Source organism: Angustibacter aerolatus (genome assembly GCF_054776675.1).
In genome coordinates this window covers 1-12,932 of sequence record NZ_BAAHBM010000086.1, presented here as the reverse complement: position 1 = coordinate 12,932, position 12,932 = coordinate 1, and the positions used below count along the sequence as shown (strand labels likewise).

Annotated in this window: 16 protein-coding genes; 2 read left to right on the top strand and 14 right to left on the bottom strand. The window is 76.2% G+C overall.

Annotated features, from left to right (window positions below):
- Together smc and ACYVI6_RS15605 are read right to left on the bottom strand one after the other, a co-directional pair.
- Nucleotides 1-2,496 (bottom strand): chromosome segregation protein SMC (gene smc, locus ACYVI6_RS15610; RefSeq protein WP_460447249.1); only part of this gene is annotated, 2,496 nt, incomplete at its 3' end.
- A 66-nt stretch (nt 2,497-2,562) separates the two neighbouring features.
- Nucleotides 2,563-2,865 carry an acylphosphatase gene (locus tag ACYVI6_RS15605; RefSeq protein WP_460447248.1) on the bottom strand — a complete coding sequence of 101 codons (303 nt, stop codon included), beginning with the start codon at nt 2,863-2,865 and terminating at the stop codon, nt 2,563-2,565.
- An 18-nt stretch (nt 2,866-2,883) separates the two neighbouring features.
- Here ACYVI6_RS15605 and ACYVI6_RS15600 point away from each other — a divergent pair, with 18 nt between their 5' ends.
- Entirely contained in the window at nt 2,884-3,075 is a 192-nt protein-coding gene (locus tag ACYVI6_RS15600; protein WP_284290377.1) for a hypothetical protein, read from the top strand.
- A 2-nt stretch (nt 3,076-3,077) separates the two neighbouring features.
- Here the strand turns inward: ACYVI6_RS15600 and mutM are convergent, their stop codons facing one another.
- From mutM to ACYVI6_RS15560, 8 genes are all read right to left on the bottom strand, one after another.
- On the bottom strand, nt 3,078-3,956 hold the full coding sequence (gene mutM, locus ACYVI6_RS15595; protein WP_460447247.1) for a bifunctional DNA-formamidopyrimidine glycosylase/DNA-(apurinic or apyrimidinic site) lyase: 879 nt from the start codon (nt 3,954-3,956) through the stop codon (nt 3,078-3,080).
- Nucleotides 3,957-3,989: 33 nt separating this feature from the next.
- Nucleotides 3,990-4,724 (bottom strand): ribonuclease III, encoded by a 735-nt coding sequence (gene rnc, locus ACYVI6_RS15590; RefSeq protein WP_460447246.1) that lies wholly within the window; start codon nt 4,722-4,724, stop codon nt 3,990-3,992.
- A 19-nt stretch (nt 4,725-4,743) separates the two neighbouring features.
- A complete protein-coding gene (gene rpmF / locus ACYVI6_RS15585) occupies nt 4,744-4,938 on the bottom strand; it encodes a 50S ribosomal protein L32 (protein ID WP_460447245.1) in 195 nt (64 codons plus the stop codon).
- 1 nt (nt 4,939) lies between these two features.
- Nucleotides 4,940-5,446 carry a YceD family protein gene (locus tag ACYVI6_RS15580; protein WP_460447244.1) on the bottom strand — a complete coding sequence of 169 codons (507 nt, stop codon included), beginning with the start codon at nt 5,444-5,446 and terminating at the stop codon, nt 4,940-4,942.
- A 405-nt stretch (nt 5,447-5,851) separates the two neighbouring features.
- Nucleotides 5,852-6,343, bottom strand: a complete 492-nt coding sequence (locus tag ACYVI6_RS15575) for a hypothetical protein (protein WP_460447243.1) — start codon at nt 6,341-6,343, stop codon at nt 5,852-5,854.
- A gap of 20 nt (nt 6,344-6,363) precedes the next feature.
- Entirely contained in the window at nt 6,364-6,855 is a 492-nt protein-coding gene (gene coaD / locus ACYVI6_RS15570; RefSeq protein ID WP_460447242.1) for a pantetheine-phosphate adenylyltransferase, read from the bottom strand.
- 24 nt (nt 6,856-6,879) lie between these two features.
- The gene (locus tag ACYVI6_RS15565) at nt 6,880-7,299 is read right to left on the bottom strand and encodes a hypothetical protein (protein WP_460447241.1); all 420 of its coding nucleotides are present in this window, start codon (nt 7,297-7,299) and stop codon (nt 6,880-6,882) included.
- Nucleotides 7,296-7,745 carry a DUF4188 domain-containing protein gene (locus tag ACYVI6_RS15560; protein ID WP_460447240.1) on the bottom strand — a complete coding sequence of 150 codons (450 nt, stop codon included), beginning with the start codon at nt 7,743-7,745 and terminating at the stop codon, nt 7,296-7,298. Before ACYVI6_RS15560 ends, ACYVI6_RS15565 begins: the two co-directional genes overlap by 4 nt.
- Nucleotides 7,746-7,823: 78 nt before the next feature.
- Here ACYVI6_RS15560 and ACYVI6_RS15555 point away from each other — a divergent pair, with 78 nt between their 5' ends.
- The gene (locus tag ACYVI6_RS15555; RefSeq protein ID WP_460447239.1) at nt 7,824-8,438 is read left to right on the top strand and encodes a MerR family transcriptional regulator; all 615 of its coding nucleotides are present in this window, start codon (nt 7,824-7,826) and stop codon (nt 8,436-8,438) included.
- Here ACYVI6_RS15555 and ACYVI6_RS15550 read toward each other — a convergent pair.
- The 4 genes from ACYVI6_RS15550 to ACYVI6_RS15535 all read right to left on the bottom strand — a co-directional run.
- Complete coding sequence (locus ACYVI6_RS15550; protein ID WP_460447238.1) at nt 8,435-8,986, bottom strand: PH domain-containing protein; 552 nt, start codon at nt 8,984-8,986, stop codon at nt 8,435-8,437. The genes ACYVI6_RS15555 and ACYVI6_RS15550 overlap by 4 nt on opposite strands.
- Nucleotides 8,983-9,543: a 16S rRNA (guanine(966)-N(2))-methyltransferase RsmD gene (gene rsmD, locus ACYVI6_RS15545; protein ID WP_460447237.1), complete on the bottom strand. Its 561-nt coding sequence runs from the start codon at nt 9,541-9,543 to the stop codon at nt 8,983-8,985. Before rsmD ends, ACYVI6_RS15550 begins: the two co-directional genes overlap by 4 nt.
- Complete coding sequence (gene recG, locus ACYVI6_RS15540) at nt 9,540-11,768, bottom strand: ATP-dependent DNA helicase RecG (protein WP_460447236.1); 2,229 nt, start codon at nt 11,766-11,768, stop codon at nt 9,540-9,542. Before recG ends, rsmD begins: the two co-directional genes overlap by 4 nt.
- On the bottom strand, nt 11,765-12,932 hold a 1,168-nt coding region (locus ACYVI6_RS15535; RefSeq protein ID WP_460447235.1), incomplete at its 5' end, for a DAK2 domain-containing protein. The genes recG and ACYVI6_RS15535, both read right to left, overlap by 4 nt.

Below are 12,932 nucleotides of genomic sequence, written 5' to 3'. Positions count from 1 at the left end.
CTCGCGGGCGGCCTGCTCGTCGCGGACGGCGCGCTCGAGGCTCTCGGCCCGAGCCGCCAGGGCACGCACCCGCTCCTCGCCGGTGCGCAGGTGCAGCCGCGCCTCGGTCTCGGCGGCTCGTGCCGCAGCGGCCGCGCCGTCGAGCCGGTCGCGCTCGGCGGTGCTGACGTCCTCGTCGTCGGACGGCTCGGACTGCGCGGCCCCCAGCCGCTGCTCGAGCTCGACCAGCGCCTCGCGGTCGGTCTCGACGGCCTGCGCGACCCGCTCGGACGACGTCCGCAGCCGCTCGGCCTCGGCGTGGGCCGAGCGGACGGCGTCGCCGAGCGCACCGAGGCGCTGCTCGCCGGCGGCGTGCGCGTCGTCGGACTCGTGCAGCTCCTCCAGCGCGGCCTCGACCCGCTCGAGCGCCGCGGCGGCCCGCTCGCGGGCGGCGACCAGCGCGAACCGGGTCTGGTCGAGCCGGTGCCCCGCAGCGGTCGTCGCGTCGCCGGCCTCGTCGACCGCGGCCTGCACCTGCAGCAGGCTCGGTGCGCTGGACGACCCGCCGCGGGCCGACCCGGGGGCCAGCACGTCGCCGTCCGCCGTGACCGCCGTGCAGTCCGGCAGCGCGCGCACCAGGGGGCGCGCGGCGTCGAGGTCGGCGACCACGGCGACCCGCGCCAGCAGCCGGTCGAGGGCCGGGTGCACGGTGTCGGGCGCCTGCACCAGGTCACGAGCCCAGTGCGCGCCGGCGGGCAGCTGCGGCCAGCCGGCCGGGTCGTCCACGGTGAGGGCTGCGTCGCCGACCAGCAGCCCGCCCTGGCCGGCGTCGTCGTCGCCCAGCTGGGGCCGGGCGTCGACGGCGGCCTCGACCGCCTCGACCGCGACCGCGTCGGCCGCGGCACCGAGGGCCGCGGCCCCCGCCTGCTCGCGCCCGGGCTCGACCTGCAGCAGCGCCGCGACCGACCCGAGCACGCCCGACACGCGGTCGCTCGCCGCCAGCAGCGCGCCGGCGCCGTCCTTGCGCCGCAGCCCCAGCTCGAGGGCCTCGCGTCGCGCCGTCCACGTGGCGCGGTCGCGCTCGGCCTCGCGCTCGACGGCCTCCAGCTGCGCGACCTCGGCCTCGGCGGTCTCCAGCGCCTCGCTGGCCTGCTCGAGCTCGGCGTCGAGGCCCTGCTCGCCCTGCTCGACGCCGGCCACCTGCGACTCGAGGGCGTGGAACTCGTGCTCGGCCTGGGCGCCCCGGTCGACGGCCTCGGCGTGCGCGGTGCGCAGGCGCTCCGACTCCGCCTCGGCGGCCTCGATGCGGCTGCGGCGCGCGGCCACCAGACCGGCCAGCCGGGCCAGCCCCTCGCGGCGGTCTGCCGCGGCCCGCTGCACCCGCGCCAGCCGCTGCTGCTCGGCCTGCAGCGCGCGCTCGGTCGTCGTGCGGTGCTCGACCGCCTGCTCGAGCCGCTCGCGGCCGCCGGCGACCTCGGCCTGCAGCGCCTGCTCCTCGGCGCGCACGCGGGCGGCCTGGGCCGCCAGCTGCTCGGGGTCGCGGCCCCCGCGCTCCTGCTCGTCGCCGGCCGACGCGAGCACCCGCAGCCGCTCGGCGGCCACGCCCTCGGTCGAGCGCAGCCGCTCGCGCAGGCTCGACAGCCGGAACCAGGTCTCCTGCGCGCGGGCCACCTGCGGGGCCAGCTCGGTGGCCTCGGCCTCGAGGTCGGCGAGGCGCGACCGGGCGCCGGCGAGGGCGTCCTCGACCTCGGCCCGGCGGGCGCGCAGGGCGGTCTCGTCGGCGACCTCCGCCTCGAGGGTGCTGGTGAGCTGCACCAGGTCGTCGGCGAGCAGCCGCAGCCGGGCGTCGCGCAGGTCGGTCTGCACCACGACGGCCTTGCGGGCGACCTCGGCCTGGCGACCGAGCGGGCCGAGCTGGCGGCGGATCTCACCGGTGAGGTCGCGGACCCGGGTGAGGTTGGCCTCCATCGCCTCCAGCTTGCGCAGCGCCTTCTCCTTGCGCTTGCGGTGCTTCAGGACGCCGGCCGCCTCCTCGACGAACCCGCGGCGCTCCTCGGGCGTGGCCCGCAGCACGGCGTCCAGCTGGCCCTGCCCGACGATGACGTGCATCTCGCGGCCGATGCCGGAGTCGCTCAGCAGCTCCTGCACGTCGAGCAGCCGGCAGGGGGTGCCGTTGATCGTGTACTCGGAGCCGCCGCCGCGGAACATCGTGCGGCTGATCGTGACCTCGGTGTAGTCGATCGGCAGGGCCCCGTCGGTGTTGTCGATCGTGAGGCTGACCTCGGCGCGGCCCAGCGGCGCGCGGCCGGAGGTGCCGGCGAAGATGACGTCCTCCATCTTGCCGCCGCGCAGGCTCTTGGCCCCCTGCTCCCCCATCACCCAGGCCAGCGCGTCGACGACGTTCGACTTGCCGGAGCCGTTCGGGCCGACGACGGCGGTGATGCCCGGCTCGAGGTTCAGCGTGGTGGCGGACGCGAACGACTTGAACCCGCGCAGGGTCAGGCTCTTGAGGTACACGCGGCTCCCTCGCGGCTCGACAGGTCGGACGACGGCGACGGCGCCGGCGCCGATCCGCCGGTCACACTACCGCTCGACGAAGCCCGGACCGGTACCTCGCGGCGGCGCCCAGGCGTCGTGCACGTACGTCACCTCGCCGGGCCGGCCGTGCGTCGAGGGCTGCTCGCCGAGCAGGTCGAGCAGCCGCAGGCAGGCGGTGCGCGGCCCCTCGGCCACCACCTCGACGCGGCCGTCGTCGAGGTTGGCGGCCGACCCCGTCAGCCCCAGCTCGAGCGCCCGCGACCGCACCCACCAGCGGAACCCGACGCCCTGCACGGTGCCCCGCACGAAGGCCTGCAACCGCGCCACACCCTGAGCCTCGTCGTCCACCTGCCTACGCTCTCACCCGTGACCGCGCTGCCGACCAACCCGTGCCGCGGGCGGTGCGAGTGGAAGCCGTCGGCGCGCCGAGCCGACCCGCCACGACTGGTCTGCCGCGGCTGCGGGTCGCACTGGGACCGCACGCAGCGCTGGACGCCGATCGACCGCGGCGGCGTCGTCTCGCCCGCGGCGCTGGCCGAGCGGGCGCGCGACCGCTGAGCTCAGGCTCTGGGTGCACGCGGGCGGGGCTGGTCCTTCGGGCAGAAGAAGCTCGAGCGGTTCATGAACGCTTCGCGGCGGATCGGCGTCCCGCACCGGTCGCACGGTCGCCCGGCCTGGCCGTAGGCGTGCAGCGACCGGTCGAAGTAGCCGCTCGCGCCGTTGACGTTGACGTACAGCGCGTCGAACGACGTCCCGCCCTGGGCGAGCGCCTCGCGCATCACCTCGGCGGCCTCGGTGAGCACCCGCCGCACCGCCGGGCGCGGCAGCGTCTCGGTCGCCCGCGCGTAGTGCAGCCGGGCGCGCCAGAGGGCCTCGTCGGCGTAGATGTTGCCGATGCCCGACACGACGGTCTGGTCGAGCAGCGCCCGCTTCAGGCCGGTGCGGCGCGCGCGCAGCCGGGCCACCGCGGCCTCGAGGTCGTACGCCGGGTCGAGCGGGTCGAGGGCGATGTGGGCGACGGACGACGGGACGGTGCCCGCGCTCGCCTCGCTCGCCGGCACCAGCGCCTCGAGGGCCAGGCCGCCGAAGGTGCGCTGGTCGACGAAGCGCAGCTCGGGGTCGCCGTCGTCGAAGGTGAAGCGCGCCCGCAGGTGGGTCTCGTGCGGCGCCGCACCCGGCTGCACGAGCAGCTGACCGCTCATGCCCAGGTGCACGACGAGCGCCTCGGCCTCGCCGTCGAGCTGCAGCCACAGGTACTTGCCGCGGCGGCGCGCGGCCTCGACGGTGCGGCCGGCGAGCCGTCCGGCGAGGTCGACGGCGCCGGGAACGTGACGTCGGGCGACGCGGGGGTGCAGCAGCTGGACGTCGCGGACGGTGCGGCCGGTGACGTGCGCGGCGACGCCGCGGCGGACGACCTCGACCTCGGGCAGCTCGGGCACGGTGCGCGGCGGTGGGTCTGGTGGGGTGGCCGGTCAGGCCGAGTCGCGGGCCGCGGGGTCGGACGCCGCGGAGGTGGGCACGCGGTCGCGCAGCGCCGTCCAGGCGGCCGCAGCAGCCTGCTGCTCGGCCTCCTTCTTGCTGCGCCCGGTGCCGTTGCCGAGCCCCTCGCCGGCCACCATCGCCGTCGCCGAGAACTGCTTGGCGTGGTCGGGACCCTGCTCGCTGATGTCGTACGACGGCGCCCCGAGGCCGGCCGAGGCCGTGAGCTCCTGCAGGCTGGTCTTCCAGTCGAGCGCCGCCCCGAGCTGACCGGCCGACGCCATCAGCGGGTCGACGAGCCGGTGCACGAGGTCGGCGGCGGCCTGCTGGCCGGCGTCGAGGAAGACGCAGCCGATGATCGCCTCGACGGTGTCGGCCAGGATCGACGCCTTGTCGCGGCCGCCGGTGGTCTCCTCGCCGCGGCCCAGGTGCACGTAGTCACCCAGCCGGTAGGTGCGCGCGACCCCGGCGAGCGCCCGCATGTTGACCACGGCCGCCCGCAGCTTCGCGAGCTGCCCCTCGGGCAGGTCGGGGTGGGTGCGGTAGAGCGTGTCGGTGACCACCAGGCCGAGCACGGAGTCGCCGAGGAACTCGAGCCGTTCGTTCGTCGGCAGCCCGCCGTGCTCGTAGGCGTAGCTGCGGTGCGTCAGCGCGAGCTCGAGCAGGGTCGGATCGACCTGCAGACCCAACGCGGTCTGCAGGTCGTGGGCGTCTGCCGGTCGACCCATGCTCGAGCGCCCGACGGGCTCAGGCCTGGTGCTCGGTGCGCTCCGCGGCGGCGTAGTGCCGGCCGGCGTAGGTGCCGCACGACGGGCAGGCCATGTGCGGCTGCCGCAGCTCGTTGCAGTTCGGGCAGGCCGACAGCACGGTGGCGGTCGTCTTCCAGTTCGCCCGGCGCGAGCGGGTGTTGGAGCGCGACGTCTTCCGCTTCGGGACAGCCACGTCAGTTCTCTCTCTGTGCGTCGGTCTTCGCCGGTGCCGGGTCGGCACCGAGGCCCTGCAGCGCCGACCAGCGAGGGTCGACGACGTCGTGGTGGTGACCCGGGTGGTCTGCGAGCCGCACCCCGCACTCGGAGCACAGACCCGGGCAGTCCTCCCGGCACACCGGCTGGAACGGCAGCACCGGCACCAGCGAGTCGAGCACCGCGGGCTCGAGGTCGAGGTGATCGCCCTCCAGCTCGCGCACGTCGTCCTCGTCGACGTCCTCGGCGGGACGCTTGTCGGAGTACGCGTAGAGCTCCTGGACGTCGGCCTCGACGTCCTGCTCGACCGCGATGAGGCAGCGGCCGCACTCCCCGACCGCGTGCCCCCGCACGGAGCCGCTGACGAGCACACCCTCCATCACCGCCTCGAGCCGGAGCTCGAGCTGCAGGGTCGAGCCCTGCGGCACGGCGATGACGTCGGTGCCGATGTCGGACGGCGCCGGCACCTCGCGGGACACCTTGATCATCGTGCCCGGTCGACGACCCAGCTCGTGCACATCGAGCACGAGCGGGCCACGCGGGTCGAGAGTGATCGTGATCTCCTGGAGCTGTCGTCACCGACTGACACGGCCGGGGCAGACCTCGCCCAGACCGACGTCCGACGATACCGGACGCCGCGCCCTCGCCCCAACTCGCGCCCCTCGCGCCCCACCTCCGTCGGCGCAGGGTGCCCCCGTGCCGTTCGCGTCGGCGCAGGGTGCCCCCGTGTCGTCCGTGATGGCGCAGGGTGCCCCCGTGCCGTTCGCGTCGGCGCAGGGTGCCCCCGTGCCGTCTGTGGTGGTGCAGGGTGCCCCCGTGCCGTTCGTGTCGGCGCAGGGTGCCCCCGTGCCGTTCGAGGTGGCGCAGAGTGCCCCCGCGCCACGAGGGCCCCGTCAGGACGCGGGGTCGGCCTCGTCGTCGTCGCGGCGGTGCTGGGCGGTGACGCGCTCGGCGAGGTGCTCGCGGCCGCGGCGCACCTGCTGGGCGAGCTTGTCGAGAGTGACCTCGAAGTCGGCGAGCTTGCGGTCGACGTAGTCGTCGGCGTCGGTGAGCAGGCGGGTGGCCTCGACCTCGGCCTGCTGCTGCACGTGGGCGGCGCGGGTGCGGGCGGCGGTGACGACCTCGGTCTCCTCGACGAGCCGGTCGTGCTCGGCCTGGGCGTGCTGCAGCAGCCGCTCGGCCTCGACCCGTCCCTGGTCGACGACGGCCTCGCGGTCGGCGAGCACGGCGTCGGCGTGCGTGAGCTCCTCGGGCAGCAGCTCGCGCAGCTCGTCGAGCAGGGCGAGCAGGTCGGCCCGGTGCACGATCGCCGACGCCGACATCGGCACCGCCCGGGCGTCCTCGACGAGCGCGGTGATCTCGTCGAGCTTGTCGTGCACGTCCACGCGGGTCCTCTCGTCGGGGGTCAGCCGCGCTGCCGGTCGGCGAGCGCCTGGCGCACGGCGTCCGGCACCAGGCCGGTGACGTCGCCACCGTAGGCGCTGACCTGCTTGACCAGGCTGCTCGACACGTGCGCGAAGCGGGGGTCGCCGGGCACGAACAGGGTCTCGATGCCCGTCAGGTGCCGGTTCATCAGCGCCATCGGCAGCTCGTACTCGAAGTCGGCGCTGCTGCGCAGACCCTTCACGACGGCGGCGGCGTCGACGTCGCGGCACACGTCGACGAGCAGCCGGTTGGCGAAGGCCTCGACGCGCACCGCCGCCGCGTCGACGCCCACCTCGCGCAGCCCGGCCTCGAGCAGCCGCACCCGCTCCTCGACCGGGAACGCACCCTGCTTGTCGGGGTTGTGCAGCACGGCGACGACGACCTCGTCGCACAGCGCCGTGGCCCGGGCGACGACGTCGAGGTGCCCGGAGGTGACCGGGTCGTACGACCCGGGGCAGACGCAGCGGCGCACCCGGCGAACCTAGCGCCTCGGCGGTCAGGCGGTGAGCAGCCCCACGCCGAGCGCGACCAGGCCGACGGCGAGGCTGGCGGCGCCGAGCCAGACGAGCACGATCAGCCGGTTGGGGCGGTGCACGTCGCGACCGAGGACCGACAGGAAGAACCCCGCCGGCAGCAGGATCGCCGCGAGCGGCACGGCCTTGGTGGCGAGCGCGCGCCAGACGCCGTCGAGGTCGGTGGCGCTGACGAGCAGCTGCGCGAGGACGCCGAGCACCACCAGCACGCCCGCGTGGGCGTGCCCGGCCCGCGAGAACGAGCGCTGCAGCTCGGTGGCGGGCACGGTGCCGCGCGCCAGCTTCAGCACGTACGTGCCGCCGTACTCGACGGCGACCAGCGTGAGCAGCAGGACGCCGGCGGTGCTGCGGGCGTCGGCGGCGAGCTCGAAGGTGGCGGTCACGGCGCGCTCGCCGCCTCGGCCTCGGCGGTCGCTTTCGCCAGGCCGGCGACCGGCATCGCGACGTACCGCGACTCGTGGCCGCCGGCCGGCACGTCGTAGGTCTCGTGCCAGATGCCGACGCTGCCCGACCCCTTGCGCGCCCTGGCGTTGTACGCGCGCCAGGCCGGGCGGTGCGCCCGGCCGTCGTCGCGGGCGTAGGCCCACAGCTGCTCGCGGCTGGCCCAGTACTGCACGACGACCGGTCCACCTGCGCCGAGCAGCGTGCGGACGCCGAGCAGACCGGACGTCGGGTCGCTCAGCAGCTCGCGCAGCATCCTCGGCATGGCCGAGAACACCGGCCACCACTCGTCGGGTCGCCACCACCGGGTGACCCGCATGCCGATCATGAAGACCACGACGCCGCCGTCGTGCGCGTGCGTCCGGCGGGTGGGGAGCGAGTGCGGCACGACGGCCTCCGTCAGCTAGAGAGTGCTGCTCCCCAATATTGGAGAGTGCTACTCTCCGTTGTCAACGACTGGAGGCAGATGCGCATCTCGGAGCTGTCGCGCCGCAGCGGCGTGCCCGTCGCGACCGTCAAGTACTACCTGCGCGAGGGGCTGCTCCCGCCCGGCACGCCGACGTCCCGCACGCAGGCGCAGTACGACGAGGAGCACGTCCGGCGGCTGCGGCTGGTGCGGGCGCTGCTGGACGTCGGGGGGCTGAGCGTCGCCACCGCCCGTGCGGTGCTCGCCACCGTCGACGCCCCGCCCGACAGCTGGCACGACCTGCTCGGTGCCGCGCACGCGACCCTGCCGGTGCGCGGCGGCGCGGACGACGGCGAGCCCGAGCACGCGCTGGCGGCGGTGTCCGAGCTGGGCTGGCACCTCGAGCCCGGCACGCCCGCGCTGTGGTCGCTCGAGAAGTCGCTCGACGCCGTCGACGCGGCCGGGGTGCCGATGACCGACGAGCGGCTGCACGCGTACGGGCGGGCGGCCGAGGAGGTGGCCGAGGTCGACGTCGGCGGGTCGCCCACCGCGTCCCCGATCGAGGCGGCGCTGTACGTGGTGCTCGGCACGGTGCTCTACGAGCCGGTGCTGCTCTCGCTGCGCCGGCTGGCGCACGTGCACGTCAGCGCCCGGCTGTTCCGCGACCGCACCTAGTCCCCTCGGGCCCGGGGGTCGTGCAGGTGCTGCTCGAGCCGGGTGGCCAGCAGGCGCAGGCTGCGCCGGGCCGCGCGGGTCACCGGCTGGTCGAGCGCCTCGACCTCGAGCGGCCACGGGTCGGCGGTGCGGATCTCCAGCACCGGCCCGGTCACCGGCTCCTGGAACTGCGGGCGCGGCGTCGAGCCGTGCGTCACCGCGACCCCGGTGACCTGCGACCAGTCGAGGTGCTGCCGGCTGAACGCCTCGATGACGTCGAGCCCGCGCGGCGTGACCTCGAGCCGCGGCACCCAGCACAGCAGCCACCCGAGAGCGGCCACCAGCAGCGCGACCGCGACTCCGAGCAGCGCGTCGCCGGGCCACCGCTGCCACGGCACGCCGTCGCGCCCCAGCCAGGGCAGCCCCACGACGACGAGCCCCCCGAGCACGACGCCGAACCCGACCAGCACCCACAGCCCGACGACGGTGCTGGCCAGTCGGTACGCGCCGTACGGGTCGCCGGCGCCGCGCCGCACGACGAGACCCGGGTACGACTGCGGGCGGCTCACGGCCTGGTGCGGGCGAACCACAGCCGCGTGGTGCCGTACTGCTTGTCGCCGTCGTCGTGCAGCACGTCCGGCCAGGCCGGGCGGGTGCTGCGGTTCGCGCGCTCGACCACCACCAGCGCGTCGTCGGCGAGCCAGCCGCCGTCGGCCAGCAGCTGCAGCACGCGCGCGACGGCGTCGTCCGGCAGCGGGTAGGGCGGGTCGGCGAGCACCAGGTCGGCGGGCTCGGGGGCGGGCCGCGCGAGGGCCCGCTCGACACTGTCGGCCACGACGCGCGCGCCCGGCAGCCCGGCCGTCGACACGTTGGCGCGCAACGCCTTCACCACGTGCGGCGCCTGCTCGACCAGCAGCGCCGACCTGGCGCCGCGGCTGAGCGCCTCGAGCCCGAGGGCGCCGGTGCCGGCGTACAGGTCGAGCACCACGGAGCCGTCGAGCCAGCCGCCCGACTCGAGCCGGCTGAACAGCGCCTCGCGCACCCGGTCGGACGTCGGTCGGGTGTCGCGGCCCGCGGGCGTGATCAGCCGGGTGCCGCCCGCCGTCCCGGCGATGAGGCGGGTCACCCGCGGTCCAGGAACTCCTCGCGGCCACCGGCCGCGAGGTCGTCGAGCAGGGTCGCCAGGTCGGGGTGGGCGGCCAGGTCGGGATCGGTGTCGAGCAGCTCGGCCGCGTCGGCGCGGGCGTCGGCGATGACGTCCTCGTCGCGCAGCACCCGCAGCAGCTTCAGCGACGACCGGACGCCGGACTGCGAGGCCCCCAGCACGTCGCCCTCGCGGCGCAGCTCGAGGTCGACGCGGGCCAGCTCGAACCCGTCGGTCGTGGACGCCACGGCGTCGAGCCGCTCGCGGGCGGGCGTCCCGGGCGGTGCGTCGGTGACGAGCAGCGCCAGCCCGGGCGCGCTCCCCCGCCCGATCCGGCCGCGCAGCTGGTGCAGCTGCGAGATGCCGAACCGGTCGGCGTCCATCACCACCATGACCGTCGAGTTCGGCACGTCGACGCCGACCTCGACGACGGTCGTGGCCACCAGCACGTCGATCTCGCCGCGCGCGAACGCCGCCATCGTCGCCTCCCGCTCGTCGACCGGCAACCGTCCGTGCAGCAGCCCGAGCCGCAGCCCGTCGAGCACCGGCATGGCCTGCAGCGCCTCGAGCACGTCGACGGCCGCGAGCGGTGGCCGACGCTGCTCCTCGTCGTCGTCCGGTGGGGGCTCGTCGCCGTCCTCGGCGCCGGCGTCGCCGATCCGCGGGCAGACGACGAACGCCTGGTGGCCGGCGTGCACCTCCTCGCGCACCCGCTGCCAGGCGCGGTCGAACCACGCCGGCTGGTCGGACGGGACGACGACGGTGCTGATCGGCGAGCGCCCGGCCGGCAGCTCGGTGAGGGTCGACGTCTCGAGGTCGCCGAACACGGTCATGGCCACGGTGCGCGGGATCGGCGTCGCCGTCATCACCAGCAGGTGCGGCGGCCGGGAGGCCTTGGCGCGCAACGCGTCTCGCTGCTCGACGCCGAACCGGTGCTGCTCGTCGACGACCACGAGGCCGAGGTCGGCGAACTGCACGTGCTGCTGCAGCAGGGCGTGCGTGCCGACCACGATGCCCGCCTCGCCGGACGCCGCCTGCAGCAGCTGCCTGCGTCGGACGGCGGCGGGCTGGGAGCCGGTGAGCAGCCCGACGCGGGTGCCGACGTCGCTGCCGCCGAGCATGCCCGCTTCGGCCAGGTCGCCGAGCATCGCGGTGATCGAGCGGTGGTGCTGCACGGCGAGCACCTCGGTGGGGGCCAGCAGCGCGGCCTGCCCGCCGGCGTCGACGACCGCGAGCATCGCGCGCAGCGCCACGAGCGTCTTGCCCGACCCGACCTCGCCCTGCAGGAGCCGGTGCATCGGTCGGCTCTGCGCCAGGTCGGCGGCCACCTGCTCGCCCACCTCGCGCTGGCCGGCCGTCAGCTCGAACGGCAGCCGCGCGTCGAAGGCGTCGAGCAGCCCTCCCGGCCGGGCCACGCGCGGGGTCGCCGTCAGCGCGGCGTTCGCCAGCCGGCGGCGCAGCAGCGCGGCCTGCAGCACGAACGCCTCCTCGTAGCGCAGCCGGTGCCGCGCGACGTGCGGCTGCTCGAGGTCTGCGGGCGCGTGCACCCGCTGCAGCGCCGTGCGCAGGTCGAGCAGCCCGCGGCGCGCACGGACGTCGGCCGGCAGCGGGTCGGGCAGCACGGGCAGGGTCTCGACGATCGGGCGGAGCGCCGCCGCCAGCTGCCACGACTGGATGCCGGCCGCCGCGGGGTAGATGACGACCGGTCGCTGGGCGCGCTCGGCGGCGTCGGCGGCGTCCTCGTCGTCGCGCAGCACCTCGTAGAGCGGGTGCGCCAGCTGCCGCTTGCCGCGGTAGAGCCCGACCTTGCCGGAGAACAGCGCCAGCGTGCCGACGGGCAGGTCGCGCTCGTAGATCGCGGCCATCCCCTGGTGCGGTGCGAAGAACACGAGATCGAGCTCGCTGCTGCCGTCGCTGATGACGACGTTCACCACCGCGCCCCGCCGCTGCTGCATGCGGCGCGAGGTCAGCTGCTTGACCCGTGCGACGACGGTGACGTGCTCGTCGAGCTCGAGGCGGCCGAGGTCGGTGAGCTCGCCCTTCGCGGCGTACTTGCGCGGGTAGTGCCGCAGCAGCTGCCCGACGGTCGTGATGCCGAAGGCCTGCTCGACCGCCTTCGCGACCTTCGCGCCGGCCCGTCGCGCGACGTCGGTGTGCAGCTCGGCGCGGCCGCGCGCGAGGTCGTCGGTCTCGGCCGGGGCGCTCACTCGACCCCCAGCAGCAGCACCGACGACGGCTGGCCGCCGTCGACGACGTGCACCTCGACGTCGGGCCGGCCCTCGGCCACCCGCGCCCGCACCATCTCGGCGGCCCGGCTCGCGTCGTCGTCGGCACCGGTCACGAGCGTCAGCAGCTCGCCCCCGTCGGCGAGCAGGCGCTCGGCGACCTCGACCGACACCTCGCAGGGGTCGCTGCCGTGCACCACGGCACCCGCGTCGCCACCCAGTCGGCCGGTCGCAGCATCCGGCGCCGGACGCAGCACGCTGGCGTACCGCGTCGCCGCCGCGGCCGCCGACATCCGCACCAGGGCCTCGGACGCCGTCGCCTCCGGGTCGAGCACCGCGAGCGCCGCGAGCACCTGCACCGGCGCGTGCGTCGTGAGGACGACGACCGTCAGGCCGTGCGAGCGGGCGACCCGACCGGCCTCACCCGCCGCCGCGAACGCCGACCGCTCCCCCGGCAGCAGCGCCGCGACCGGCGCCGACCCGGCGGCCGCCTCGACGGCGTCCAGCAGCTCGGCCGCGGTCGGTGGGCCGTCGTCACGGCGCACCACGACCGCGCCGCAGCGCTCGAGCAGCAGCGCCTGCCCCGCGCCGTCCGCCACCGCGACCAGCCCCAGCGCGCTCGGCCCGGTCGGGCCGGCGGGTCCGGTCACGCCGTCGAGCTGCCCGTCGAGCGGCTCCGGCGTCGGATCCGCGGACTCGCGGACGGAGCCCTCGCCGGCAGGCACGAGGGTGGTGACCCGCACCTCGTGCGGCCGGCCCGCAGCCTCGCCCGCAGCGAGCACGGCGTCGACGTCGTCGGTGTGCACGTGCACGTTCCACAGCCCGTCGCCGCCCACGACCACGACGGCGTCGCCCAGCTCGGCGAGGCGCGCGCGCAGGGCGGCGACGGCGGGCTCGTCGGCGTCGAGCAGGAACATCACCTCGGTGCCCGGCCCCGCGTAGCCCACGGCCGGGGCGTGCGGGCCGCCGGTCGCCTCGGGCGTCTCCGGGTCGGCACGCTCCACCGGGTCGGGCTCGGGTGCCGGGTCGCCGCGCACGACGTCGCGGAGCGCCTCCAGCACCACGACGAGCCCGCTGCCTCCGGCGTCGACCACCCCGGCGCTGGCCAGCGCGGCCAGCTGGCGCGGCGTCCGGCGCACCGCGGAG